Source organism: Leptolyngbya sp. PL-A3 (genome assembly GCF_039962325.1).
GTDB lineage: Bacteria > Cyanobacteriota > Cyanobacteriia > Elainellales > Elainellaceae > Vacuolonema.
Genome location: NZ_JAMPLB010000003.1, coordinates 117,343 through 141,503, shown reverse-complemented (window position 1 = coordinate 141,503; position 24,161 = coordinate 117,343). Strand labels below are relative to the sequence as shown.

Below are 24,161 nucleotides of genomic sequence, written 5' to 3'. Positions count from 1 at the left end.
ACGAACAAAAAGAGAGGATCACCTATGACCGATCGTGCTGAAATTAGCCGCCGCAATGGAGCATTATCCTGTGGCCCCGTGACAGAACGGGGAAAGATGATTGCCTCAAAAAATGCCACGACTCATGGGTTATTAGCCCGTAAACCGCCGCTATTGGTAACGGAAGACCTATCCAGCTTTGAAGGATTGGTTCAGGGCTTGGTAGACCACTATCAGCCAGAAAGCCCAATCGAGCATTTTTTGATTCAGCAAACAGCAATGGGGATGTTGAAGCAGCATCGCTTGTGGGCTGTAGAAGCGGCGATCGCTAACATCGAAATTCTAAAAGCTCAAAAGGCTTTACAGTTTCCTGATCACGTTACTTCTCCAGATGTGGATCTCTCAGCAGATTTAGCTGCTTTCTCAGAGAAGCGCACACCCATCAATGTTGTGTTGCGGAAGGAAGCTAACACCCTGGCAAGGTTGATTAAGGCTTTGAGCAATGCCCTGGAGGAAAGCGAGAAATTAGGGGAGAAAAAGACCCTGGCAGCTTTTCGGGAATCTCTTAAATACAACTACTTCCACGAGGATCGGGCGGCAGCGGTCTGGAGCTATCAGGACTCCTTTGAAGCATGGTTAGAAAATGCTTGGAACCAGAAGCGGAATGGTCGTGTTGCAGATTTTCAGGAAGCGATCGCCCGTGCTACCCGATTGGTCGAACTGGCACGGGTGCGAATCTCTGAGATTTTGCAACGGTTGAAAGACCTAGCGGCTTTAGAAGAGGGCATTCAGCAGGCACAAACAATGAGCCAGGGCATCCAGAACCCGAACCTGTATCTTCGATACCAGCAGGCTATTAACCGGGATCTGTACGAGGCTATTGATCGACTGGATGAACTTCAGGAACGGAAAAATAAGGGTTTTCTGGGTTCGTTTGGTAAAATTGCCCCTTCTGAGAACTAGAGGTTGGTGAATCAAGGGGGCGATCGCTGTCAGTGAATTTCATTTACTTGCGAGCGATAACGTTGGGCAACCACTACACCTTCAGGTGTAAGCCGAATTTTTTTATATCTAAAGCCAGGAGGGGAAGAACCCTTGCCCCAGAACGAGGAAGGCGTGTCTAAAGCGTAGCGTGGCTCTATCAACCCTTCTTTTTCAAGCTTTCTGATTGCACGGTGTAGGGAGATATTCTCAGAACGAGTAATTTCCAGACCAAACACATACTCTCCTACATCTCGGAAATCATGCCATTCTGGATAGTGGAAAAGAACTTGATCAGGCTGCCCCGGTTCCTGGAACACAAAAGCTTCTCCCTTAAACCATTTCTCGTGGTTGTCACCCATAAACTCCAGCACCTTACGCTGGAGTTTTCCATGCCCTTTACTCATAAGTGTTGAAAAGTCTAGCGGGACTTTTCAACACTTATAACCTGAAAAATCTCAACTTACGTAGGCAGAGCGACAAAAGGGGGAAAATCAGCAGACCTCGTTTTGATGCTGCAAGCTCTAGCCAGTCTCATCTATTGACGTGTTGTGTCAGCAAAAACCATACTTGAAAAGTAGTGACACAACACTCTGATCCTTATGGATTACGCCACCGCCGCTGCCCGAAAAGCTGAGTTAGAGGGAGCGATCGCAACTTTTAAGCAAGACCTGGAGCAATACAACGGGGAAGCCTACCGTGGGTGCTGGCTGGATTCTGTGAAGGATCGGGCGGGCAAAAGGAGCTACAGCCGCCTACGGTGGTTTAAGCCCGGTGAAGGTGGCAAAAAGGGCTGTAAGACCTTACGGGGGGAGCAAGTAGCGGAAGCAACGGCGGCGATCGTCCTCTGGCAAGACCTGGAGCAGAAGGAATCGGAATTATTGGAGGTTAATTGTCACTTAGCAGATCTACGGTTGTTGGCCGCTCGTTACGGGTTAGAAGTTCCCCTAAAACAAGCTTGATAAGCTACAAATAAGAATTTTGCATTATGCATCATCATCTATAAGATGCACACAAACTCTCAACGTATCCCTCCCCATCTGTTTAAGTTGTTTCAAAAACTCTATAAATCTCACGACTTCCCACTTCTTAACAGGCTGGAAATTTAATTCCTCTACTACCTCTACCTCTCCCTTTTCTATTTGTTCAACTAATTGCATAGCAAATTCATAGCCATAATCATTGTAAACTCCCATCCAATGCTCAATTTGATCAAGTTTTAAGCGAAAATGTCCCTTCCTCAGATTCTTCGCATTTTCTGCAAGTTCTCTCTGAATTTGTTGATGAATAATTTCAGATCTATTCGCCAGATAGTAGTCTAATTTTTCATTGACTTCAGGACGGTTTAATCCCCTCAATGAAGCTATTATGTATTCCTCATTATCCCGCTCTGTATAAGGAATACAAATCAAATCAATACCGTGCTTTTTACAGATTTCATATTTAAGAGCATCATTAAGTTGAACTTCCTCAAGTGTTCTATGTTTGTGATGAATTTCGACTTCCTGATAGTGATATTCACCTTGATACTCAAACGCAAGCAGTAGCTCTTTACTGTATCCATCTAATTCAAGCCTATTACCTTCTACTACCAGCCATTTTGGTCTAGATGTGCTAAATTTTTCACCCAAAATTCTCTCAAAAGTTTTACGAACCTCGTTTTCTGATTTCTTTTTACCCTTTTTGATGTCAGTTCTTGCCCATCCAAGATGCTCAAGTGTGCAGTTATAAGCATTAGAGGGTTTAGGTGGAAATCTGGAAGGAAGTTGTCCAGTTTCCAGTAATTCCTGATACTGTTTAAGGCTGGTTATTCCATGCTTTTTACAATATTCTTTAAAGTCCGGAACTGATACCCACAGTATTTCACCCCATGTTGTTCCTAAAGCTTGAGAAGGTTTCGCAGGAAAATTTTTAGGAAGCTTGCCATCCTTAAATGCTTTTTCATAGCTTTCCCTTAAGAGCAAATTATGCTTATGGCAAAAATCAGAAATTTCGTCCTTTGTTGCCCATTCTTTCTTAGCCATTGGGTTTTACGGAGAATGTTTTAAGTTTGATGTTGAGAGATTTCCTAAACCAATAGATTTTCCGCTTCTACTGATTACACACTGCACCTACTTGCAGTCAACTTCCGGACTGATCCGTAGTATGCCCCCAAATACCCTCGCGGCGATCGCCCTCCATGAATATCGCAGCAAAGAACTGGAGCAAAAGCAGTGGAGTATCATCTAACTCTACAACGCCTATCTTTATGAGCCAGCAAGCCAACTTTACAAACTTCATAAGAAGCTGGATGACCTTGTGATGCAAGCCTACGGCTTTACCTCTCAAGCCGACGTTATTGAAAAGCTTCTTGCCTTAAACTTGGAACTAGCGGCTAAAGAAGGACTTGAGGAACTTGTTGTTGGCCCGTGGGCACCGTAGATGCTAGTTTCAGCTTATATCCCCTTTGTTTAGAAAAGAGTCAAAAACTCGCTTGTCGTAAATACTAACTGATTCAATTTCGGAAGTAGGAAGAACAACCTGAAAATCATCAATACTAATGCCTTCAAATTGCTCAGGATTTTCTTCAATTTGTTTATATACAGAGGTATACTCTGTCGTTATTTCAAGTTGTTTAGTTTCTACTTTCCGATAGCCAGAAAACTGAGGCCAAATTAGTATAAATTCTTCCTGATCTTGGCTATCATTCAGTTTTGTTACAAAGCCAATATAGACTTTTCCACTACGTAAAGTAATAGACACTTGTTTGGTTTCAATAAATGCTTTGGCTAAGAGAACCTGGAGCGGGCCGCCAAACTTCCTAGCATAGTCAATGGCTAAAGATTCCTTATCAGTTTGAAAGACGTTTAAGATTCTGCCACATACACTACCTAGCAAAAAAGCTAATAGTGAAACATTCAAATATGGATAACTAGACAATGGGCTAGCATCGAGTAATTGTTGAATAGGTGGGAAGGCAAGTTTTATCGATTGAGCCAAAAAAATAGCTACTGCAAGCAAAACAATTCCTGCAATAGCTGAGTTAAAAAATAGACGATAGCCCGACCATTGCCGAGCTAAGTATCGGGTGACGAACCATTGAGTTACAAGGATGTAACCTCCCAACAAGGGCAAAAATAGTTCATTTAGCCCAAGCACCTAGCTTCCTCTACTTATCACGCAAATTTTTCTTGATTTCGGACTGTCCAGCTTGACTTCTATAGATGTCTACTGGCCGCATATAAGGGGTTCCGTTATACGTAACTCTAATTTGAGGTTTAGAAGGGTTATGTTTTTCAGGCTCCCTACGGCTCTTATCAGAGCTACTAGAACCTTTATCAGATGGGACTTTGTCCATCGTTTTAGAAAGTTAAGGGAATATCCCTATATTAGGACAAGACATTCTCTGTCCCTCAGAGAAAAAATAAGATGCACAAAGCCTTTACAAAAAACAGCTAGCCATCTCGCCTAGCTTGCCTGGTTACTCATTAGCGATCAAGAAAAATCCCTAGAAGCTTTGTAGGTAAAGCTTCTAGGGATTTTAGGTTAAATATCATCTAGCTCAGAAAATAACGAGATTTTATGGGTTTCAATCTATCCGAGCTGACACATCCCACGTACAGTTAAGTCTCCTTCTATGCCGCTGCTGTAGTATGCCATTTGTCAATGGCCCTATCACTCCTTCCCCTTTTCGGGGTTCTCTGAAGGCAATTCCCCGCTAGCTTCCGCCCGTGCGATCTCTTCGGCCAATACGGCTTCAACAAGGTTGGACAAGCTCCTGAACCGTAGATCGGCCAACCTCTCCAGCTTTTGCTTCATTTCCTGGCTGCAATAGGCCACAATTCGGGCTTTGTCCGTTGCCACGTCGCCAAATACGCTCATAACAATACCTCTCAGGGTAAACGATAGGGCCATTCCTACCCCTAAGTGTTCCCATAGTAGTTTTATTCCAGTAATTTAGTGTTGCTAAAGTGTGCACACCTTGACTATGATGTGCCCACGTACGAAGCCGCTATGAAATTCATAGCGATCGCCATACGAACCACATACGAAGGAGCTACAAGCTATGCGGAATCACACATTTCGGTCAATCTCGGAAAGCATGGGGCGGGATAAGCGTACCGTCCAAGCCTGGTATCAGCGGGCAAAAGACGAGCATGGAGAACTGGGAGAACTCATCAGTGGAACTCGGTTCTTCGACGATGGGGAGCGAAAAAAGCTGATTGCCTATGCAGGAGAAAAGCCCCTTCGGGCAACCAACCCCGCCCCCCGCTTCACCGTCGAAATGGGCAACCATGCCGCCGAAAAAACGCTCCAGGTTGGAGCAACATCCACAAGCCTGGAGCAATTCCGAACCGATCGCATCCGTCAACAACTGGCGAACCCTAAAGAATTTATGACCAACCTGAACGGGTTCCTGGATCAAATCGAAACGGGTATTGATGCCGCCGAAAAAGCCCAGGAAGCGGAATTGCTCCAGACCCGTGAAATTAAACAGACAGCCCAAAAGCGGTTGGGGCAATTCCGCCGCCGTGTAGACGAGTACCGAATCAAATCCGATTTAATGGCGCTTCTCCAAAACGCTGACCTGGAGGAAGTAGAAGACATCGCCGCCGAACTCAACACCTTGGGAAAGCCCGCTGTCGAACCATCGCCGCAATCCTGATCGCCCTGCTGACCTTGGGGGCGATCGCCGCCCTTGCCACGTTCCCGCCCCAACCTATACACCCCACACCCACAAAGGAGGGCATAGGCTAAATGTCCCAAGAATTCACCCATTACCCTGCCCACGAGGATCAAACCGCTCCCTTCGGCTGGAAAGCGGAAAGCGGTTTATACTTCCGCCCCGATTGGGGCGATCGTCTAATCGAGATCAACGGGGTTCCCCATATCGCCGTTAGCAGATTTCTGGAGGGAGCCATCGAAGACACAACCGCCCGCCCCGAATTTCTCACCCTGGCGGATTTGCAAACCTTGGGAACCTGAACCAGATTCCTGCTGAAAAAAATTGATAGGGCGGCGATCGCTCGAAGTTGGTAGCCACGGCGATCGCCCCTTGTCCCCCACATAAGGAGACATCACAATCATGCAACAAACGGACGGAAAAACGATCCAACCAGACCTAACCACCGACCAAAAGGGCGGTGAAATTGTCCTTAGTTCCGAAGAATCGATCCAGCTTGCCAGAGAAACCTATGAACTGATACCCGTGGGCGATCGCTACCCCGAACTATTCCAGGAGCTTCAAGACCTGGCGGAGGGGGGCGAATATGAAACCCTGCTGGAGGTGCAAAACCTGTATCTGGTTCAGGTCACAGATAACCGGGTAGACAACAGCACCCACACCACAACCCTGAACTATCAGCCCTTCACTTTCATCGACAATTCCCAGCACACCAACATTTTCATTACGGACTCCAGCACCCATAACAGCCACAATCGCAAACACCACACCAGCACCCAAACCACAGGGGGAAGCGGCGATGAAGACCTGATCCTAAAAGTCTCAATCGCCCTCTTTACGGCTGTCTTTATCACCGCCCTCTACAGCTATTGGGTAGAACGCTTTTCGCTACCGCCCCGCCCCATGCAGCAATACCAGCAGTTTTAAGGGGGGAGCCATGAAAGACTTTAATGTTCCGCTCCTGATTCGGGATGCGGCGATCGGCTTCGGTATTGGGGTTCTAATCATGCTTGCATGGGAAAACATTACCCAACCCCGCCCCGTTGCCGTTCCGCCACTACCGCCCCCCGGTGCTATCCTCCAACCATCAGGGCAAGGGCCACAACAACCCGCCGCCCCCATCCAACCGCCTGCCTATCAGCCGATGAACACGGGCTTCAACCCTGGAGATTATCTGGTGTGGGCGATCGCTAGTGTGGCCGCCTACCTTGGGATCCGCCATGATCTTAAGAAACTGGAGCCAGCCACCGCCGCCAATGTGGCCGCTCTCCTGCCACCCGTTCCCCCTTCCTCTGGATCTGTTGTGTCAGCATCTAACACACAACCCAATCAACTGACAAAACAAAAGGCTAAAGGATCCACCCTCACGGCGATCGCCCCGTGGGAAGAGCGAAAAGCCGCCCTCTGGCAACTGCTGGAGGAAGAACTACCCGCTGTGCTGCAACTGCTGGAGGCAACCCCGATCCTGGCGGTTGGCCCACAAAGGAGCGGGAAAACATCCTTTGCCGTGGCCCTGGCACTCACCCGCCAGGTGCTATTGGGCTATGGAGCGGAAGTGGCAACCCCACACCAGCACGATACATTCCCACCCTCCTTTGGAGTATGGCGGGAACTAGAGGGAGTACAGGATCGGATCCATGCTTATTTTGACCGCATAGGGCAGGGCGATCGCTCCCCCATATCCCTGCTTTTCGATGAACTCACCAGCTATGCCGCCGCCGAACTGGAGGGAGCCGATCGCCTTATGCTGTCTTTCCTCAGTGAGAGCCAAAAGCACGAAAAGTTTGTGATTGGCTTATCCCACGGCATCACAAACGCCACATTAGGCGGGGCGAATGGAACCGCCCAAATGAGACAGCAGGGGCTAATTATTGTCGAGAGATCTTGTCAAATGAGCAAGACAGGGCGGCGATCGCCTAACCCGCTCATTCGGATCACCGGACTATCAGAAGCCCCGCTTGAATTCGTCTTACCCGATTGGTTTCATGCCGATCATCTCCTGGAATTTTTTCCAGAGCTACAGGAAGGGCGATCGCCTTCACCAGATGCCAGTTCTCCAGAATTCCCCCGTGAAGTTTTAGAAGCGGTCTACACCGCCGCTAAAAAAAGAAATCGCCCCGTATCTGCCCGTGATATTCAACAGGCAAGATTACCTGACCTGGATGGATATAGCGCTGACCAAATTCGAGCGGTATTTCTAAGTCTTGAACGGATGGGGCGAGGCAAAACGGATGGGTTAGGAAGCGGCATCACCTACGCCCCCAACCCCTAAAAACTCAACACCCAACAAAACGCCCCCAACCTCTACCCAACAAAGGTTGGGGGCCATCCAACACCCGTTGGGCTGTTGGGGCGATCGGGGCATCCACCAACCAGACATCCACCAGATACCCAACGGTCTACCCAACAACTTTCCAACCTGGAGTAATGACCTATGACGCTATTAAGAACCCCGCCCGAAAAGGTTAGAGCTTTAGCCTATGCTTGTGTCGGTATTGGCTTTTTCTTGTCAGCAGTAAATGTCTACTTCACTGAAAGGTATTTTGCACAACAAATACAGGGAACGGCGGGTAATGCTGCCTATCTTGGAACATGGGCAATTTCTATTCTGATAGCGGTCTATGAATCTGCTTTGATTAGCATCTTGTTAAGCCCGGACGAATTACCCCTAACTTTTCTTCCTTCTCAACTGGAGCCGCCACCAGGGTTCCCCCGATGGGTGCCTACAGCTATAAAATGGGTTCTCCTAATCGGGGCTTTTTTGCTTACATGGTTCATCTACCGAACCGATTGGATCAGTACTACGGGAGCACTAGGAATTGCTAATCCTGAACCCCGCCGCATAGCTACCGTGGCCCTTGTCTTCGGCGGCGAAATTTCTGCCGTGTTGGCCCACTTACTCCACGCGATCGGCAAAACTGGACAGCTCAACACCCGAGTTTTTTGGGAAGGGCTTCGGAGTGCTGAGAAACAAACTCCAGCGATCGCCGCCAGTAACCCCGCCGCTTCCCCCGTATCCTCCAAACTTCGAGACACCCTAAAGGCGAAAAAGAAATGAAGCGGATACCAGAGGATGAGTTGAACACGTTAGAGGTTCCCCTATGGAGAATGGCGATCGCCTTCATGGGTACAATCGCCCGCTCCCCCTACTCCCCTATCATGGGTGCCCTTCTGGCGGGGTTGGGTGTGGTGTTACCTTTTCTGGCAGATATATTAGGTTGGCTCCTACTGGCGGCGGGTACATTAATCTTTACAATTGGTCTGATCGGGAAAGCCTACCGACTGACCGGAGGGCGATAGCAGATCCCCATCCAAACTGCCCAAAAAGCCAAAAATTGACATTCTCTGGAGTTAAGTGAGAATCGCTTCATAACCAATCGCTAGGATCCTGTCTCTATCGTGTTTCTCGCTATCCAGTCTACAGGACTCCAAAACCTGATGTCGGGGGTTCGAGTCCTCCAGGGCGCGTACAAAATTCAGCCATCCTGTACTAATTTGTGAGAGAAGAGAGGCGGGGTTTCACTCCGCCTCTCTTCTTTTGGTACAAACTACCCCGCAGCGGCTATACGTACGACAAATCCTTAGTCCAACCCCAAGTATAAAATTGCGCTGTGTCGCAATCGCCACACCCTTAAATTCATCGCTATGCATCTAGCGCGCATCTATTGATACCGTTCTATTAATAAGCCTGCAGCTTGGCGTGATGCTTTGATCGTTTGAATTTTGATAGCTAGTCCTTGGGCCTCGCTCCAACCTCTCATATAAGCTTCGTCCTGAGGAAGCCGAGGCTCTGCACTGAGAGCGATATCATAGTCAACGAATCCAACTGCCTCTCGTCCTTCAGGAGGCAGCACAATCAGCCACAACAACTCTTCCATCGCAGGGTATAAATTTTAACGATAGTTCAAGCATAGTTTTTACTTAGTAGATCTTGAAACTGTAGATTTTTGTAGTCTTCGAAGAATAGGCATAATGTATCAAAAAAAACAACTATACTTTTTCGTAGATTCTTCACAGCCGTTACCTATGCTGCGAGTTGGATCAACTTTGCTTTTTGCCTGCATTATCTTGGGAATGTAGATTCTTCGCGGCCTCATTCAGCCATACTTCAAGCTTCTGAGGGCCTCTGCTGCTTCTCTAACAGCCTTGCTTAAGGTTGCCAGTGTTTCAGGTGGCAGTTTCTCTGAGATTGCTTCATCCAAGCGTTTTTGGAGAGCTTTAACTATCTGTTCCTGTTCTTTTTCAAGGGACATGGAAATTTTTCAGGCTAAGAGCGCATCCATTATCTACTAAAAAGGTAAAATTACTGTGAAGGTTGTCTTTCTATGACTTCTACAGTTATCACCACAAAGCTCATCTTAAAAGGAGAGAGGCGGGGCGAAACCCTGCCTCTCTCCTTTTGAGATAAGTGCCTCCTGCTGCAGCTTATTGCAAACGGCTTGTGGATGTGCTGGCTATGTTAACTGCAGGCTGTCAAAGCATTTTTTTGAGCAGTTCAGACCTGGCGCTGCTGGTGTTAGCGATCGCCCTTTTGCGGCTCCATCCCTAATAAGGTTCCGGTAATGCTGCCTACAAGCAACACGACAGGCAGCCAGATTGGAGCATGCGCAAGAATCATCGTGAATGCTCCAATCCGAAAGGATAAAGCTGTTCTTTGAGCAATGGATCTGTCCATTCGCGGGCACCTCCACGCGTTTTTTGCTGGCAGGCTGTTTTGCTACCAGTAGCATCCACGGGTCTGTCGTTCTAGACAGCGCTCATAATATTAGACGCCGCTCCATATTGAAAAGATATTAGCCGCGCATACGTTTTTCTTCAGGCACATTGGCAGGACAGTGAGGGCGATCGCTGCAAGACTGCTTATACAACACAATGTCAGTCTTAACCAATCACTGCATTCCTTTTTTTGCCACCCGCGATATCGCTTTGGGTGGTTTTCTATGGTTGATACCACACTGCTCAACACCCCGCTTTCTGTAGCGCTGCGTGCTTAGAACCAGACAGTATATTTTTTAGAAGCTGCCCAGAGTGCAGCTTCTAAAAAATATACTGTCCTAATCAGATTCTGTAAGGTCATGGTATAAAATTTGGATCGTCTGCTCAAAAGACTATTTCTGCGCCTGAAGCGCACAACTAGCTAAAAAAAGCTGCCCTGATCAGGGTTGCCTATGACGACTATCGCTATCAAGAGTTCCCCTTCTGTTTGGGGATCGTATTGCTGGGGAAGGAACTCGTTCATGAACCTGAGTATGACACTCCGCAACGTAAGAGCCTTTTATATACAGCGCTTTTTAAGCGCTTAAAATCTGGTTGTTTTTTGAGAGCGCGGAGCACAGCTCTCACAAAAACAACTGTGGCTGATTCAAGCGCAAAGCGCTGTAACACTGCATGTTTCGAAGCAGGAAAGTTAGTTTTGGGAAGCCTCATGGAGGAAAGCGTTCCAAAACTGGTCTGACCTCGTGCGAGTAAGCTCAACTCTTAGTTTCTGTTGCGATCGCTCATCCGCAACTCCCCTGATTTATGCCATCGGTCGCGACTATTTGTTTTGGCAATTCTGCTGTGGAGTACCAGGAGATTGAGTGGGAATATAAGTTCAAGTTGATTCAAGTCTTTCCTGACTTATCCCACGCCTACAGCATTAATAACAGCAATTAGAGGTCGGGTACCCGATTGCGGTTTGGAGATTGCTCCTACGGCTCCCACCTCAACCGATTTCATGGAAACATGATTCTCTCCTGTTGACCCGCTCTGGTATCCAGAGCGGGTTTTTCCGTGTACAGGATACAGATGGCTAAAAGGGTCAAATTTTTTGTTAGTAACCTCAGTTCGGGATAAGCTGAAGTGCTCATTTTGGCGTGCGCAAAGCGCACGCCAAAATGAGCGTTTTCGAGTGCCGCGCAATGCGCGGCACTCGAAAACGCCCTTCACTCAAACTGAGGTTTAGTAGGGTGAAACCCTACTAAAAAAAATTGGGTTTTCCATACAGCTTCTAGGCTGAGATGTTCTCGTGTTACACAACAGTCGGAAGATGGATTAAATTGCAACCACAGACATAAATGTAGTGAGAAATGTAGAGCTTGCCTTAGGGTAGAATGCTCACTTTCCCCTACATGGCATGATTTTTTTGAACTACGTCCGTCAACTTTCCCTGCATCTTCCTCGACCGATGCAGGGTTTTTCCTTTGACGTCACACCCTCGATAGACTCATCGCTAGAGCTTCCCGTGGCAGAATACCAGCGACTAGCATTTAACCCGCCTTGCACTCACTGCAATGCGGTTTTTTCTATTTTAACAAACTGAATAAACAGCCCTAGATAGGTTTTGAAAGTTGAAAAGGGCGTAGTGTTGGAAGGGTCGTGCTATAGGGTGAAGCCGCGATCGCACAAAAATCCTACGGTAATAAGAGAAAAACATTTGCGGCGAATATGCCAACAGAATTATGAGTCCACCGCCAGTTGCCTATATCCTGCTAGCTGCCGTCCTTATTTTCTTTACCATTGTTGGTGGCTATGGCTTCTATGCCTTGCATCATTCATACTAGTACGCTGAGGCAGAAATCCATCACCTATGTTTTGTGTGGGGTGCGAAGCACCCCACACAAAACATAGGTTGCGAACTTAGGCCGCAGCCTACTAGAAGCTGTTTCAAAGATTATTTTTCCTGCGTACTTCGTGCCCGAAACAATAATTTTTCCAGGCAGCTTTCAAACATGCTCTGGAGATGTCTAATACTCTTCCCATCAAGCTCATGCCTTCACTCCTGGTAGGGTTAGATGTTGATGGGATAAGGGGCTGCACTTCTTCAGTCTTTGTCGATCGCCTCTATTCCAAGACCCGGCTTCGTTCCAAGTTTTTTTCTTACTCTCCAGGATAGATTCTAAAAGTCGCAGGAGGCAGAAAGTGCTAGGACTCATGAGCTCACCACCCTTGATGGAACCGTAGGTCTACTCACAAATTGCAAAATCTGAACATTGCAAACCTCCTCCCCCTGCATCTAGCCGCATTGGATGCGGGTTTTTGTCTGGGGTCATGTTGCAAGTGTTGGATGAGATGTGGTGAAAGGAGCACTTCGTACCCCTTTCACCACATCTTATCCATACGTCTGAAAACTACCTGAGTTTGAGGACCGCTCTGGAATAGAAATAAAAAGCCAGAGGCTAACCTCTGGCTTGTGTTGGTTTTTCTTTGACCATTTGAGTCCGTGAGGAGAAGTGCGATTTTCAGGAGCCGATACTGGACACTATGGCGGGCGAGAGTTTCTTGAAGGCATCCCGCCAAGAACAATGGGGGTGAAGTTTTCCCTGCGCACGATTGCAAGGTCAAGGAGACCTGGTTAGACAGTTGCAATGTATCGAGGGAGAACTCTGTAGGAAGTACTGGTGTAGGAAAGCGTATGAAACTTTAGGTTTAGGGGGAGGGGGCAGGCAAGTCAATTGAGTGTTGTCATGGGTACCGCAATGTTTAAGGGAACGATCCTGGGGAAGCAGGTGGGTAGACAACGCCACGGTAGGGCAGGTTCATCGGTTCATCCTTGGTAACAGTAACAGTGAGTGGGGCTTGTTGGTTTGGCCTGTGGTCGACTGTACTCATAATCCCAGGTTCGCTTGATAAGCCTTGTGATTTACCTACCCAGGATTAAGTGAATCTCATCACATAATGTTGTGATCGCTATCACCGTTTCCGATCGCTTCTAAAGCAATGAGAACAAGTGCGCCGCATCTATTCTCCCTTTTTGTTCTAACTCGATTGGCTGTGAATCTACCACTGCAAGGTAACCAGGGATAGACGTCGATGTAGATGGTCTCTTTTAGGCTAGAGAAACTGAATAGCAGCCGTGATCCACGGCTTTTAACAATGGACTTCAAGTACCGATGGAAAAATGGTGCGCCTCCCAGTCGTGACCAAGCTGCCCAGGATGGCAATCTACTGGATGAAAGCCAGTTTGCAACTTCGGAAGATCATCGAATGGCTGAAGATATGGCAAGAAAGCATCTTAACGTTCCTGTTCAAACAGCCGATGCTGATATCCCACCTCTGCCACACGCTGCTCCGCCAGAAGAAGAGATTGGCTAACTTCGTAAACACCTATTAGCACCAAAGCCTAAAGCTCAATTTGCTATCGCTACAGAGCGGAAAGAAAGAGTTCTAATTTCCAGGTTTGGGTAGGTCTACTAAACGAGTATGTTCAGTTTTGCAAGTTCCCAAAGGGGGGTTTGAGCTTTTTGTGAAAACATAAGCCGAACTCTACTTTTAGGAAGATGTTTTGGTTGGGCGATCGCTGCGACACTACAGACATCGTCAGCTTAAGAGCGTACTAATGCCGCAGTTCGTCCTGCGGTTTTTTATTGGCGTCACATCAAGTGCTGCAATGTTGGCGATCGCGCTACATTACAACCTAAATATAACTGCTTCACATCCATTATGAAATCCTTTCCCTCCCCCTCTACAGCGGGGAGAGCATTTAGGCATTAAAGTATAAATGCCCGTCCTCAAACAAGGACGAGCATTTTGAGAAAATATATAGCCAGGATCTTTATGGGCGACCCTGTGATAGTCATAAGCAGCCTCTACATTTCTAGTATTGCTTATTGATGCTGTGCCCGCTTCAGCCACAAGGGATATCCTCTAAGTGCCAAAAGAGATAAGCAAGCTGTGCTTTAGGAAATAGCGTGGCACAATGCGTTTTAATATCCCATATTTCAGTGATTCACTTGGATGTTACTTCAAGTCAATGTTGATTTTTAGAACTACCTTTCCATCTTGAAACCAAATCAGAGCATGGGAACCACTACCATTTTGCCACTGAAATATTCGCAGATTGGAGATACCTGGAGCCGACGGATCTCGCTTCTCTAACTCGCCTCCAGGCTCCCCAACAATCGTATCCACCTGATTTACTGTCATCCCTGATTGAATACGGTTGTACTCATTTAGAGTAATGATTGGGTGTTTACCCGGAAACAAAAGAAAACTTGTAGTGGCAATAAGAGGCAGGAGCAGAAGCTTGATAAGACCAATATCCCAAAACCGAACGTTGATAGGGGCTATTTGAGAAGATGGTTTATCGTCGCTCTCCATAATGCGAACCCTTACCTATTTGTTCAGGAGCACTTTGAGCCGAATGATTGAACTGTGCACAAAAGGTACTGTTCAATCCTCCATCTTTTGGTCTGCTGTCTAGGGGCTTAAGCTTGTTTTGAAAATTGAACGGTTAGGAGAAGGTTATTCCATTTGGTTTCACGTTATAACCTCTAGCTCCTTGAGCAAATTTTTACTAGGGGGAAAGATGAACAGCTCTTGCCCCAAGGATTTTGCTTTCTGGTGCAACTCAATAGCAGCACTCAAAGGGTAAAACATGATTGGGATCCATCTGCCACTGTAGAAACAGACAACTACTAAATGAGTTGTGTATTTTTCAGATGGGAGAGGGTTATGCCATAAAGAAACCACAGTTTAAGTTTTATTTGTTTTTAGAAGGACAAAGATAAAAATCCCTACCTCACAATATCTGTTTTTTTGTAATAGCTTTTACACCATTTGGCATAAAAGCAACTGCTCTTCAAATTAGCGCATAGCTCATTTTCTTGTTCATCCACACAAGATCCTCACAGCTTGCGACCTAGAATTACTGCATTGCAATTCCAGGTAACCTATGAGCCGCGATCGCCTTCCCGCTACTGAGTATGTATGGAGCATCATTCCGGGTATACTTCAAAACCCGTTGAAGTTAAAGCAACCCACCCCTCACTCTAATCCGTTAGATCGCTCTAAATTTACAGCATCCGTTCCACTGTCCTAGAGCATGTTTTAAAGCTGGCTATAAAAGTTGTTTTTATGTGCTTCACACACACAAAAGAACAACTAAAACAGGATCTATCTGTAAAGCCACAATTTCAATTTCTACAGCTACATCTCTAGTGAATGTTTGAAATGGTAGTTTTTCGTGTTTACTACACGTGAAAATTTACATCTCAACCAGTGCCTTATCGATGCTGTTGCTCCTTCAACGCAGCCCGTCTTGTGGTCCCATGAAAATGCAAACTCATGAATCGTTTTCAACACACTCAGCGTATTGCCTTAGTGCGATAGTTTAATCGGCATTACGAGGCTTCCACTGCGATCGCCCGCTATGTTGCCCACCAGCCGACGCATGACCCTCACCTACAAAAACTCATTGGTTCCTGGCAATCTATCCAGCAGGAACGGATGCAGAGAAATTAAATCAATTTGAATGGGTACAACCCACTCGTTTCAGGGCTTACAGAAATCTGTTCTATCGAGTGCGTTCCTGTTAAACGGGTGTGTTTTACCACTCTTACCAAACAATAATGGTAAATCTGAATGTGTCGAAAGCGACCTCAAAAATATACCTCTTAAGACGTAACATAGAGGTTTTTCACTAGATTAAGATTCATGCATAGATATCATTCAGGTTTTTCGCTTTGTGATGGTGTTTCAAGCTTTGTCCCTTCTTTACTGTCTAGGAGTTGGACTGTGGAAGATCTGATGTGGTTGATTGTTTTGCCTCCCGCAGCTCGAGAAGCTGTTGGATATGTCGACTTTGATTTAATTTTGAGTGATACCCCCCGTCTTCCAAATGATGATGCTTACATGAGGGGATGGAATGAAGCGAAGGAGATTTCAATCACGACTCAATTTCGCAAACGCCAAATTTCTTGTGATCAGGAAGTAAGCATTGATGGCGGTAATTGAGGCGATCGCCCTTCTAACAGAATTACGGTTGTATCTGCCATTTTTCTCTGGGCACATTGGCAAGACAGACAGGGTGATCACTGCAAAACTGTGGGTAACACAATGTTAGTCGTAGCCAAGCTACTGCATTCCTGCCGCCTTTGCTGTTGCCTGGGCGGCTTTCCGTTGCTTCTTCACCTGTTTAAAGCACTTTGTGCTTGAATCAGCCACGCTTGTACCTTTCTCAGAACGGATTGAGACAATTGTTTTTGGAACTAAAAGCAAAAAGTAACGTCCCGAGATTCAGCGGCTTAATCGAACATCCAGTAGTGTTCTAGATAGGCGAAGGGAGTGTGGCAGAAGAGGCACGAAGTGACTATGTTCGAAACATGACCGGATATCCGTAGTACGGATGTAGAGGTTCGTTACAGTGCGATCGCCTCTCTCCGCAAGCTCACCGAGGGACTGAGGCAGTACTAAATAACTACCGTGTTCCTGCTGTTGGGGTAAACAAGACCTCGATGCGAGGATGTGAACAACCTTCACGGGAAGGCCAAGCACACCTGTTAAGACCATGATTTTTAGCGATGAGGAGGGAAAAGGTGATGTCAAATCTTGTTTTATCTGATTTACATAAGGCCTTATTATCCCGTTGCGACCTATGCAAAACTGAATCCACCCTCATGATTGATGCCCCGACTCAAGAAGTTGCAGATGGCTTGCTCGCCCTGCGCAACGAATGGATGGCATCGGGTTCCCAGTGTCGGGTTTTCTATCTTTACGTAAAAGGGAATTTAATGAGCGAGTTCAGCTTTATGAATAGGGGTATGAAGCCTTCTCCTATGGCCGCTGGCGTATAAATATTTGCTAACAAGAAACTCAAATCTTGTACCAAAACCTTCCTGATGGAAGGAAATTAGAATGGGCGGAAAGCTATGCTTTCCGCCCATTCTATACGTCCATTTGATATGAAATAGCGTTCCTATATTAGAACGTACGCGGTGCTCTGCATCGCGCACGTTCCGTGTTTAGGCTTGAGGGCTCAAGCCGAGTTTATGATTAGTAGTTCGTGCGATTAGGGTCGCGAGAAGTGGTTACAGTGGGCTCACGATAAACAGAGGTATCGTTGTCATGCTTCTTCTTACCAGCTAAACCAGCCAAACCGGCCAAACCCAGTAGACCCAGCCAATCCCAGGCTCCATCATTATCGTCGGTATCGGTATCTACAGTAGTTGTGGTATCTGCATCGGGAGCAGCTGCTTTCGCATTCAGGGCAGGAAGGGTTACTGCGCCAGCAGTAACGCTCAGGGCAATTACACCTACACTCAAAAACTTACGCAAATTCGTGGATTTCATAGTCGGCTCCTTCTATTTGAATCGCTACTTGAATCGCTACTATCAAACTGGATCAGCCATGGCTGCATCAGCCAAAGCTAAACGGGCGATCGATGTCTTATAGGTTTGTTATATTCCGAATGCACCGCTTCTTTAATCCTGCTAAGGTTCATATCCTTCTGCTCACTAAGGCAGAGCTACGCTAAGTTCTAGGTACTTACTTCAGGAACATAGGGACATAAAACCCAGTTGAGCCGTGATGTTTCTCCTATTTCCAGAATTCTGATACTGCCTCAAAGCAACAGCAGAATCAGGATTCTAAGTTTTGAGTCGTGTTCTGGATATAGTTCATTAGTTCGGACAGTTTTTCTGAAACCTTTGATTTTACGTGCGCTTCGCGCACGCAAAATCAAAGGTTTCAGAAAAACTGTCCAGAGTATTGATGGTTGTTGTGAGAGAACTAGAGCAGGGTTTGTATAGCGGCCAAAATTGCGTCTTCAGTTGCTGGTACGTCGTTATTAATCTCTAGGTCCCAGTCGTATACAACATTTGCAGCAATGCGGTTGTACTGTTCAACCTTGTCATCTGAAACTGGGATGTGATCCGCGCTATCACGATTTTTAACTCGTGTGAGACAGGTTTCAAGATCTGCATAAATCCGAATCATTTTGAGTGTATATTTCTTTGCCAGGACAGTGCGGAACCTTTCAAATTCTTCACCTGCTCCCAGGCTCTCAATCATCACTTGAGGATAATTCTTGAATGTCTCATCAATGATTTGTGCAACCTTCTGCCATCCATTCTCACCGGGTTGTAAACTTAGCCAGATAGGTTCAACCCGAATAAATTGAATTGTCGTACATCGACCAATGAGCGTTCCAATGTATGTTTTTCCTGCGCCTTTCGGGCCGATTAGCATATATAGAATTTGGCTCATAAGTTCTGCCTCCGATACCAGTGTTTACCTGGCCTGGAAAATTTCTGTAATAGCACGCTCAGTTTAAACCAGTCGTTATGTCCCACCTCAGAAGTCGCAGTTCCACAAGAACTGCGACTTCTTGTCACCCACTAGAGTTAGGCAAACGATTAACGTGAAGCCGTTAATGAGATATCGGCGTAGCGCCAAGCCTGCTCAAATTGAGCTTGCGCTTCTCGGGCCTCTTGGGTTCTGCCCTGAGCCTGTAAGCTTTGCGTCAAACCATACAGCGACCAACCATTGTCGGGATACTTCACTAAATCCTCCCGATAGACTTGTTCCGCTTCCATAGGGCGATTCGCTTGGAGTAGCACTGAGCCTAGAATTTGCCGCACAGGAGCATACCAGGGAGAAGGTTCATCGTACTTGAGGTTATCTTCCAACTCAATGCCCTGTTGGAGATGGGCGATCGCCCCCTCATAATCCCCCTGCTTAGCAGCCAGTTCTCCTGCTAATACAGCAGAACCAATCTGCAGAAGATGAGCGGTGGTGTTGATGTCCCAAATGGTGATGCCGTCCAGAGTGGGGTTAGTGGCGATCGCCTGCACAGTTTCCAATTCTTGAGCCGCTTCTTGAAGCTGACCTTTTGCGGTCAAAGCCATACCTCGAGCAAAATGCCAGACACCAGTAACGTAAGCCAGATCAGTGGCGGGAGCAGGGGTGGCAAGAATTTCATCCCACATTTCAAACCGGACATAGGTGTAGAGCGGAATTGCTGAATAGTGCTGCAAGGTACCAAATCCCGGCTGCCGCAGCAAATCTTGATTGACCAGAGCCGCTGTATCTTGAGCCGCTTGCAAAGCTACATCCCGCTGGCCTGACATGACAGCCGCATACCAGAGGAAGTGGTGGTTGTGGGGCACATAGGTAAAGGGATAAGCACTATCGGGATTGTGTTGTTGCACGTATGCGGCATCCGCAGCTGCAGCCAATTGATTAGCAACTACCGCGTCGTTATAGCGCCCAACACGGATGTAAATGTGCCCAGGCATGTGAATCAAGTGCCCCGTGTTGATGTTCAGATCTCGCAGGCGATCGGCCGCATCAGCAGCAAGGTCAGGACGTTTGGACTCCACTGCATGAATGTAGAGGTGGAGGGCTCCTGCATGGTCAGGATACCGCTGTAGAAGAGACTCCAGGGTAGCGATGATTTCAGCGCCTTCAGGCTTAGGCTCCCCATCTTCCTGCCAGTAATCCCAGGGCATTGTGTCCATGAGGGCTTCAGCAAATAGGGTTACGGCCTCGGGGTCATGGGGATAGCGCTGGGCTACTTGCCGCATGGCGTTGGCGTAGGCCAGGTTCAGGGCTGTGCGATCGCCCACCGGTTCAGGAGTATAGCGTTGAGCCAGGGCTTCAATGTAAGCATTCTCCTGCTCACTGGCGTAGGGGCTTCGCTCACGAGCCGCCTGGAGTGCTTCCCAGGCCGTTGGCACAGCACCGTCCTCCATGGCCGCGTTGATATTCGGTCCCAGAACATAAGCCATACCCCAATAGCACATCGCGCAGGTTGGATCGAGCTCAGCCGCCTGCTGAAAGGAGCGGAACGCTTCAGCGTGGTTAAAGCCATAGGCCAGCATCAGCCCCTGATCAAAATAGCGCTGGGTTAGAGGGTTGCGAGCCGAAATGGGATGGCTGTAGTTGCCGAGGTTATCGAATAGAGGGACTGTGGGCGTGGTGGATTGGGAAGCATCGGCTGCCGTTAAGGCTGCCTCAGTTGAGGTGGATGGTGTATGAGCCAGGGTTGTTCCTGACCATGCTGTGGTCGTGAATAGGGTTGCTGCGAGTAACAGGGGATAGAGCTTGGATGAATAGATCATGGGGGTTGTCCTCTAACGCATTAAGAAATGATGGGATTGGGGGGCAGAGGAAGCGATCGAAACGGGATGGCTTCCTCTGCGGGCAATGTCATGAATGTAGATAAGATGGCGCTTCTAAAGCGTTCCGTAATCGTTCTTGAATTGGCAAAGGAAAGGGGGCGATCGCCTGATAGTTGGCGTAACTAAACCACGACGGGAACGTTGACACCCGCCACCAAAAGCGTCGACATGGTCTTGAAGTCAGGGGTGTTCAGCTGAGAAACGCTGACGCCTTGTAGCAGGGCAAGCTGTTGACCATTGGCTTGAATCACTGTGCTGTTGCCTTGCTGAACAAATTGCAAGGCACCAAGGGAGAGGTTCCCTCTAAGCCCAATAAAGTCCTGCCCGTTGCGAAAATCCGTGATGATGTCAAAGCCATTACCCAGAACAAAGGTGTCACTGCCAATACCACCTGTCAGGCGATCGCGTCCCGCACCACCATCGAGCAAATCAGCCCCCGCATTACCCAATAGGCGATCGTTACCGACGCCACCAATCAGAATGTCATCTCCGGTTCCGCCCAGGAGCACGTCTCCACCCGCGCCACCGTCGATAATGTCATCCCCTGCACCACCGTTGGCGCGATCGCGGCCACCTTGTGCTATCAAAATTCCATTTTTGGCACCACCCTGCATTGGGTCGTTGCCGTTGCTGCCACGCACGACAGGAATGTCATTGGCCCGCAGAATAGCAGATTGATTACCCCGAATTTGGGGAGCGGCGGCAAACGTGTCATAGCTGACGCGGATGCCATTGTGGGTACCTTCTCCGTCATCACGAATGGTTTGACGAATGACCGCATTTTCTTTGCCAAAGAACCCGAAGCCCGTCTCTCCACGCACATCACGGGTGAGAGTATCGTAAGTGAATTCCAGGGCTGTGGTGCCGGTTTTACGGCTCAAGTCGAGGGGCGATCGCTCTTCATTGGGTAACACTTTGAACGCTGTTAATTTCACATCTACATTGCGCTGATCTGGGTCGACAGCAGCACTCAGGAAGATACCCTGATTGGGAGTGGGGCTAAAGGGGCGCGTTTCTTGAACTTGCCCATCGATCTCAGCCTGCACAATGATGGTGCCAGAGCTATTGAGGGGAATAATGCGCTCAATTTCAATGGTCAATCGGGCACTATTAATCACAGAGGCTTTGGGAATCAGCGTGTAGTCGATCGCCGAGGTATCAACCCGTTTAACAACTTCCAGGAAATAGGTACCTGGTTCCAGACGATCAAACTGGATGTCATCCGCCCCAGGCTCAAATGAGGAGCTGAGCAAATCATCAATACTGGCTCCTGCATTGATAGCTGAATTCGTCCGGCCATCATTATTGAAATCACGGATTAGACGAAATGATATGTTCTGTTCATTGTTAGATAGCATTCGGGCATCAAACCGCATTGGGCGATCGACTGTGAACGAGAATACATCGATTCCATCATTTGGGTTGATGTTGTTCGTACCGTTAACTCTGCCGACAATACCAACATTGCCATTAGGGTTATTACCAAGTAATGCTTCTGCGGTTCTCAAAGAACCATTGCGAGTTGATAGAACATTGTTTTGTTCCCGTTCACGAACTGTGGTTTGGGGATTCAGCAGTGCATCAAGAATTGCATTGGCCATGATTCAATTTCTCCTGGAGTTGTGAATAGTAAAGTGATAAGCCCGTGGAAAAGGCACGAGAAAACTATTGTTAAAGCAGCCTCTGCGGTCAGATACATCCGAAAGGCACGCTTGTACAAAGACTGTGCGCAGGGCACGATGCCGTAAGTGGGAAGACATGGGAAGGAAAGCCCTTACAGGACGAATGAGCGGGGGCTCAGCATCAAAAGGTGCAAATAGATGGGGGCTGTAGGGGGCACGTGCGATCGCGTAGCGGATTCGATGCCAGGTTTAGTTGAACCAGATTGCGTAATGCGGCGAGGGCGCTGGCATCACGAATTTGATTCGCTTCAAGATTGAGCCCTTTTAGATTGATTAAGGTCGTTAGGGGACGCACATCTACAATGCGATTGCGATTGAGACCCAGATCAATCAGGTGCGTTAGAGAAGATAATCCTTTCACATCCTGAATCTGGTTATCGTCTAAGCGCAGATAGGCCAGATTTGTCAGTGCGGATAGAAACAGGATATGACGCAGGTGTAGCTGTGACAGATCGAGGTACGTCAAACCGGTAAGAGTTGCCAGGGGCCGAAGATCGCGCAGGGGGTTATCGGCTAAGTCGAGACGGGTCAGGTGGGGCAACGCTGTGAGGGGAGCGATCGCACTCACACGAGCGCTATACAGGCTGAGGGTTTCTAACTGGGTTAAGGAGGCCAGGGGACGCAGGTCAGCGATGGGTTGTTCACTCAAAGCTAAAAGCTTTAGATGAGATAGCCCTGCCAGAGGGCGAATGTCACAAATGCGGTTGTAGCTGAGAAAGAGCGTTTCGAGCTGGGTTAAGGCTGCCAGTGGACGCAAATTTTCAATCAGATTGCCGTTTAAATTAAGAACAACCAGGTTGGGCAAGGTGGAGAGTGGCTGGATATCCTCTACGTCACGATTGCTGAGATCCAGTTCTGTTAGATGGACCAGAATATCGTTAGCTTGAGTGCAATTTGAAGTTCTAGCCCCAATATCTAATAGCAACTCAACAGTATGTCTTGCTGGCGGGGAGAGGATGTCTTTGCGAAGGCACCATTGTTCAAAAGTCGTAGGGCGTATTCCTGCCTCTGGAACAGCCCGCGAGCGATCGGCATTGGCAAGCATGATTATGAGCGTCAGAGTAATAGCCAGAAGCCCCAGAAATCGATGGAACTTCATGATAAGTTGGTCTGAATTACTGGGTTGATACCGTTTCTTGTGCTTCCTGTAAGCTTTGAATAATGTGCTCTACTTCAGCTTCATGCTCGACAAAGGTCTGTTCGGGACCCGCTACAAAAATGCCATGGTAATAGCCAGGCGTTTCCACGGATAACGAATAGGTTGCTAAGCGTTGCCCCGAGACTGTACCGACAGTGCGGTAAAGAACAGCCGGATGACCATTCACGGTAATTTGCTTACCATTCTCAAGAATTTCGGGTTCCGAGAAGGGGGCTGTGCCTGCGGTCAGGGCTGCTTGTGCATGGGCTTCAGGGGTAATGGCGGGGAAATCGGCTTTGGCGATCGATCGCACGCCCAGTTGCAAAAGCTCCGAACGTTTGCCGACCAGCAGCGACCACTGTTCCTTGTCTGCCTCTGTCCAAATATCTTGCCAGCCATCAGGTACGGTGAGTTTCACAACTCCATCCTTACTGGTCTGGATTGTGGTTCTGGCTTCGGCTGTCGCACTTGAACCCAAGCCTCCATCAGTAGAGGACAGACTTCCGGAGCAACCCGCTAACAGAAGGGTAAGAACAAGAAAATGGGTAGCAACATAGTGCAGTTTCATGATGAATCTCCTGGGAAAATGGAAAAGTTTGTCGGGGATGGGATGGCAAAACATCATCCGTGAAGAATCACCATCGTTTTGTCACAACAAGAGCGGCTAAATTGCTGAAGCTTAGGAACCCGGTTTTTCAGAAACACTGGGTTTCTGGACTTGTGCTTCAACAAATGAAGTTGGGCAATGAAGCTGGGCATATTACAAAAGCCTGCTTTTGGATTGGGAACCAGTCAAGAAATCGGAACCGATGACAGTAGGCGTTGATGCAGATGAAGC

Annotated in this window: 27 protein-coding genes; 14 read left to right on the top strand and 13 right to left on the bottom strand. The window is 47.7% G+C overall.

The window, feature by feature from the left end:
- Positions 1-24 precede the first annotated feature (24 nt).
- Positions 25-942 carry a hypothetical protein gene (locus tag NDI52_RS04095; RefSeq protein WP_190770933.1) on the top strand — a complete coding sequence of 306 codons (918 nt, stop codon included), beginning with the start codon at positions 25-27 and terminating at the stop codon, positions 940-942.
- A gap of 29 nt (positions 943-971) precedes the next feature.
- On the opposite strand, the gene NDI52_RS04090 is transcribed toward NDI52_RS04095, so the two are convergent.
- Positions 972-1,367: a hypothetical protein gene (locus tag NDI52_RS04090; protein ID WP_348250368.1), complete on the bottom strand. Its 396-nt coding sequence runs from the start codon at positions 1,365-1,367 to the stop codon at positions 972-974.
- A gap of 195 nt (positions 1,368-1,562) precedes the next feature.
- Between NDI52_RS04090 and NDI52_RS04085 the strand changes: the two genes are divergently transcribed.
- Positions 1,563-1,922: a hypothetical protein gene (locus tag NDI52_RS04085; protein ID WP_190770931.1), complete on the top strand. Its 360-nt coding sequence runs from the start codon at positions 1,563-1,565 to the stop codon at positions 1,920-1,922.
- 24 nt (positions 1,923-1,946) lie between these two features.
- On the opposite strand, the gene NDI52_RS04080 is transcribed toward NDI52_RS04085, so the two are convergent.
- The 3 genes from NDI52_RS04080 to NDI52_RS04070 form a co-directional block, all read right to left on the bottom strand.
- Complete coding sequence (locus NDI52_RS04080; RefSeq protein WP_190770930.1) at positions 1,947-2,984, bottom strand: hypothetical protein; 1,038 nt, start codon at positions 2,982-2,984, stop codon at positions 1,947-1,949.
- 406 nt (positions 2,985-3,390) lie between these two features.
- The gene (locus NDI52_RS04075) at positions 3,391-4,098 is read right to left on the bottom strand and encodes a hypothetical protein (RefSeq protein WP_190770929.1); all 708 of its coding nucleotides are present in this window, start codon (positions 4,096-4,098) and stop codon (positions 3,391-3,393) included.
- Between the two features lie 516 nt (positions 4,099-4,614).
- Complete coding sequence (locus NDI52_RS04070) at positions 4,615-4,821, bottom strand: hypothetical protein (protein ID WP_190770928.1); 207 nt, start codon at positions 4,819-4,821, stop codon at positions 4,615-4,617.
- Between the two features lie 184 nt (positions 4,822-5,005).
- On the opposite strand from NDI52_RS04070, the gene NDI52_RS04065 reads away from it, so the two are divergent.
- From NDI52_RS04065 to NDI52_RS04050, 4 genes are all read left to right on the top strand, one after another.
- Positions 5,006-5,605 (top strand): hypothetical protein, encoded by a 600-nt coding sequence (locus NDI52_RS04065; protein WP_190770927.1) that lies wholly within the window; start codon positions 5,006-5,008, stop codon positions 5,603-5,605.
- Positions 5,606-5,697: 92 nt separating this feature from the next.
- Complete coding sequence (locus NDI52_RS04060; protein ID WP_190770926.1) at positions 5,698-5,925, top strand: hypothetical protein; 228 nt, start codon at positions 5,698-5,700, stop codon at positions 5,923-5,925.
- A gap of 100 nt (positions 5,926-6,025) precedes the next feature.
- Positions 6,026-6,550: a hypothetical protein gene (locus NDI52_RS04055; protein ID WP_190770925.1), complete on the top strand. Its 525-nt coding sequence runs from the start codon at positions 6,026-6,028 to the stop codon at positions 6,548-6,550.
- 10 nt (positions 6,551-6,560) lie between these two features.
- Entirely contained in the window at positions 6,561-7,895 is a 1,335-nt protein-coding gene (locus NDI52_RS04050; protein ID WP_190770924.1) for a hypothetical protein, read from the top strand.
- On the opposite strand, the gene NDI52_RS04045 is transcribed toward NDI52_RS04050, so the two are convergent.
- Positions 7,860-8,030 carry a hypothetical protein gene (locus tag NDI52_RS04045; RefSeq protein WP_190770923.1) on the bottom strand — a complete coding sequence of 57 codons (171 nt, stop codon included), beginning with the start codon at positions 8,028-8,030 and terminating at the stop codon, positions 7,860-7,862. The genes NDI52_RS04050 and NDI52_RS04045 overlap by 36 nt on opposite strands.
- Positions 8,031-8,057: 27 nt before the next feature.
- Between NDI52_RS04045 and NDI52_RS04040 the strand changes: the two genes are divergently transcribed.
- Together NDI52_RS04040 and NDI52_RS04035 are read left to right on the top strand one after the other, a co-directional pair.
- Positions 8,058-8,681 carry a hypothetical protein gene (locus NDI52_RS04040; protein ID WP_190770922.1) on the top strand — a complete coding sequence of 208 codons (624 nt, stop codon included), beginning with the start codon at positions 8,058-8,060 and terminating at the stop codon, positions 8,679-8,681.
- The gene (locus tag NDI52_RS04035; RefSeq protein ID WP_190770921.1) at positions 8,678-8,923 is read left to right on the top strand and encodes a hypothetical protein; all 246 of its coding nucleotides are present in this window, start codon (positions 8,678-8,680) and stop codon (positions 8,921-8,923) included. Before NDI52_RS04040 ends, NDI52_RS04035 begins: the two co-directional genes overlap by 4 nt.
- A 362-nt stretch (positions 8,924-9,285) precedes the next feature.
- On the opposite strand, the gene NDI52_RS04030 is transcribed toward NDI52_RS04035, so the two are convergent.
- Positions 9,286-9,501, bottom strand: a complete 216-nt coding sequence (locus NDI52_RS04030; RefSeq protein ID WP_190770920.1) for a hypothetical protein — start codon at positions 9,499-9,501, stop codon at positions 9,286-9,288.
- A gap of 1,642 nt (positions 9,502-11,143) precedes the next feature.
- Here NDI52_RS04030 and NDI52_RS04025 point away from each other — a divergent pair.
- Both NDI52_RS04025 and NDI52_RS04020 read left to right on the top strand, forming a co-directional pair.
- Complete coding sequence (locus NDI52_RS04025; protein ID WP_277874833.1) at positions 11,144-11,278, top strand: hypothetical protein; 135 nt, start codon at positions 11,144-11,146, stop codon at positions 11,276-11,278.
- 2,199 nt (positions 11,279-13,477) lie between these two features.
- Positions 13,478-13,696, top strand: coding sequence for a bromodomain-containing protein (locus NDI52_RS04020; RefSeq protein WP_190770919.1), 219 nt, complete (start codon positions 13,478-13,480; stop codon positions 13,694-13,696).
- 645 nt (positions 13,697-14,341) lie between these two features.
- Here the strand turns inward: NDI52_RS04020 and NDI52_RS04015 are convergent.
- On the bottom strand, positions 14,342-14,701 hold the full coding sequence (locus NDI52_RS04015; protein WP_190770918.1) for a hypothetical protein: 360 nt from the start codon (positions 14,699-14,701) through the stop codon (positions 14,342-14,344).
- Between the two features lie 574 nt (positions 14,702-15,275).
- Here NDI52_RS04015 and NDI52_RS04010 point away from each other — a divergent pair.
- The 4 genes from NDI52_RS04010 to NDI52_RS03995 all read left to right on the top strand — a co-directional run bounded on the left by NDI52_RS04010 (position 15,276) and on the right by NDI52_RS03995 (position 17,175).
- Complete coding sequence (locus tag NDI52_RS04010) at positions 15,276-15,422, top strand: hypothetical protein (protein WP_190770917.1); 147 nt, start codon at positions 15,276-15,278, stop codon at positions 15,420-15,422.
- A gap of 695 nt (positions 15,423-16,117) precedes the next feature.
- The gene (locus NDI52_RS04005; RefSeq protein WP_190770916.1) at positions 16,118-16,336 is read left to right on the top strand and encodes a hypothetical protein; all 219 of its coding nucleotides are present in this window, start codon (positions 16,118-16,120) and stop codon (positions 16,334-16,336) included.
- A complete protein-coding gene (locus NDI52_RS04000; RefSeq protein ID WP_277874832.1) occupies positions 16,323-16,445 on the top strand; it encodes a hypothetical protein in 123 nt (40 codons plus the stop codon). Before NDI52_RS04005 ends, NDI52_RS04000 begins: the two co-directional genes overlap by 14 nt.
- 475 nt (positions 16,446-16,920) lie before the next feature.
- Complete coding sequence (locus NDI52_RS03995) at positions 16,921-17,175, top strand: hypothetical protein (RefSeq protein WP_190770915.1); 255 nt, start codon at positions 16,921-16,923, stop codon at positions 17,173-17,175.
- Positions 17,176-17,374: 199 nt separating this feature from the next.
- Here NDI52_RS03995 and NDI52_RS03990 read toward each other — a convergent pair whose 3' ends face one another.
- The 6 genes from NDI52_RS03990 to NDI52_RS03965 all read right to left on the bottom strand — a co-directional run bounded on the left by NDI52_RS03990 (position 17,375) and on the right by NDI52_RS03965 (position 23,891).
- Positions 17,375-17,671 carry a WGxxGxxG family protein gene (locus NDI52_RS03990; protein WP_190770914.1) on the bottom strand — a complete coding sequence of 99 codons (297 nt, stop codon included), beginning with the start codon at positions 17,669-17,671 and terminating at the stop codon, positions 17,375-17,377.
- Between the two features lie 439 nt (positions 17,672-18,110).
- Positions 18,111-18,587: a shikimate kinase gene (locus NDI52_RS03985; RefSeq protein WP_190770913.1), complete on the bottom strand. Its 477-nt coding sequence runs from the start codon at positions 18,585-18,587 to the stop codon at positions 18,111-18,113.
- A gap of 149 nt (positions 18,588-18,736) precedes the next feature.
- Positions 18,737-20,443 carry a hypothetical protein gene (locus NDI52_RS03980; protein ID WP_190770912.1) on the bottom strand — a complete coding sequence of 569 codons (1,707 nt, stop codon included), beginning with the start codon at positions 20,441-20,443 and terminating at the stop codon, positions 18,737-18,739.
- Positions 20,444-20,625: 182 nt separating this feature from the next.
- Complete coding sequence (locus NDI52_RS03975) at positions 20,626-22,104, bottom strand: calcium-binding protein (protein ID WP_190770911.1); 1,479 nt, start codon at positions 22,102-22,104, stop codon at positions 20,626-20,628.
- A 202-nt stretch (positions 22,105-22,306) separates the two neighbouring features.
- Positions 22,307-23,284: a leucine-rich repeat domain-containing protein gene (locus NDI52_RS03970; protein WP_190770910.1), complete on the bottom strand. Its 978-nt coding sequence runs from the start codon at positions 23,282-23,284 to the stop codon at positions 22,307-22,309.
- A gap of 16 nt (positions 23,285-23,300) precedes the next feature.
- The gene (locus NDI52_RS03965) at positions 23,301-23,891 is read right to left on the bottom strand and encodes a hypothetical protein (protein WP_190770909.1); all 591 of its coding nucleotides are present in this window, start codon (positions 23,889-23,891) and stop codon (positions 23,301-23,303) included.
- Between the last annotated feature and the right edge of the window lie 270 nt (positions 23,892-24,161).

Coding starts and splice junctions, on each gene's coding strand:
- NDI52_RS04095 (WP_190770933.1), top strand. CDS start 25: ATGACCGATCGTGCTGAAATTAGCCGCCGCAATGGAGCATTATCCTGT.
- NDI52_RS04090 (WP_348250368.1), bottom strand. CDS start 1,367: ATGAGTAAAGGGCATGGAAAACTCCAGCGTAAGGTGCTGGAGTTTATG.
- NDI52_RS04085 (WP_190770931.1), top strand. CDS start 1,563: ATGGATTACGCCACCGCCGCTGCCCGAAAAGCTGAGTTAGAGGGAGCG.
- NDI52_RS04080 (WP_190770930.1), bottom strand. CDS start 2,984: ATGGCTAAGAAAGAATGGGCAACAAAGGACGAAATTTCTGATTTTTGC.
- NDI52_RS04070 (WP_190770928.1), bottom strand. CDS start 4,821: ATGAGCGTATTTGGCGACGTGGCAACGGACAAAGCCCGAATTGTGGCC.
- NDI52_RS04065 (WP_190770927.1), top strand. CDS start 5,006: ATGCGGAATCACACATTTCGGTCAATCTCGGAAAGCATGGGGCGGGAT.
- NDI52_RS04060 (WP_190770926.1), top strand. CDS start 5,698: ATGTCCCAAGAATTCACCCATTACCCTGCCCACGAGGATCAAACCGCT.
- NDI52_RS04055 (WP_190770925.1), top strand. CDS start 6,026: ATGCAACAAACGGACGGAAAAACGATCCAACCAGACCTAACCACCGAC.
- NDI52_RS04050 (WP_190770924.1), top strand. CDS start 6,561: ATGAAAGACTTTAATGTTCCGCTCCTGATTCGGGATGCGGCGATCGGC.
- NDI52_RS04040 (WP_190770922.1), top strand. CDS start 8,058: ATGACGCTATTAAGAACCCCGCCCGAAAAGGTTAGAGCTTTAGCCTAT.
- NDI52_RS04035 (WP_190770921.1), top strand. CDS start 8,678: ATGAAGCGGATACCAGAGGATGAGTTGAACACGTTAGAGGTTCCCCTA.
- NDI52_RS04030 (WP_190770920.1), bottom strand. CDS start 9,501: ATGGAAGAGTTGTTGTGGCTGATTGTGCTGCCTCCTGAAGGACGAGAG.
- NDI52_RS04025 (WP_277874833.1), top strand. CDS start 11,144: ATGCCATCGGTCGCGACTATTTGTTTTGGCAATTCTGCTGTGGAGTAC.
- NDI52_RS04020 (WP_190770919.1), top strand. CDS start 13,478: ATGGACTTCAAGTACCGATGGAAAAATGGTGCGCCTCCCAGTCGTGAC.
- NDI52_RS04015 (WP_190770918.1), bottom strand. CDS start 14,701: ATGGAGAGCGACGATAAACCATCTTCTCAAATAGCCCCTATCAACGTT.
- NDI52_RS04010 (WP_190770917.1), top strand. CDS start 15,276: ATGAGCCGCGATCGCCTTCCCGCTACTGAGTATGTATGGAGCATCATT.
- NDI52_RS04000 (WP_277874832.1), top strand. CDS start 16,323: ATGGCGGTAATTGAGGCGATCGCCCTTCTAACAGAATTACGGTTGTAT.
- NDI52_RS03995 (WP_190770915.1), top strand. CDS start 16,921: ATGTCAAATCTTGTTTTATCTGATTTACATAAGGCCTTATTATCCCGT.
- NDI52_RS03990 (WP_190770914.1), bottom strand. CDS start 17,671: ATGAAATCCACGAATTTGCGTAAGTTTTTGAGTGTAGGTGTAATTGCC.
- NDI52_RS03985 (WP_190770913.1), bottom strand. CDS start 18,587: ATGAGCCAAATTCTATATATGCTAATCGGCCCGAAAGGCGCAGGAAAA.
- NDI52_RS03980 (WP_190770912.1), bottom strand. CDS start 20,443: ATGATCTATTCATCCAAGCTCTATCCCCTGTTACTCGCAGCAACCCTA.
- NDI52_RS03975 (WP_190770911.1), bottom strand. CDS start 22,104: ATGGCCAATGCAATTCTTGATGCACTGCTGAATCCCCAAACCACAGTT.
- NDI52_RS03970 (WP_190770910.1), bottom strand. CDS start 23,284: ATGAAGTTCCATCGATTTCTGGGGCTTCTGGCTATTACTCTGACGCTC.
- NDI52_RS03965 (WP_190770909.1), bottom strand. CDS start 23,891: ATGAAACTGCACTATGTTGCTACCCATTTTCTTGTTCTTACCCTTCTG.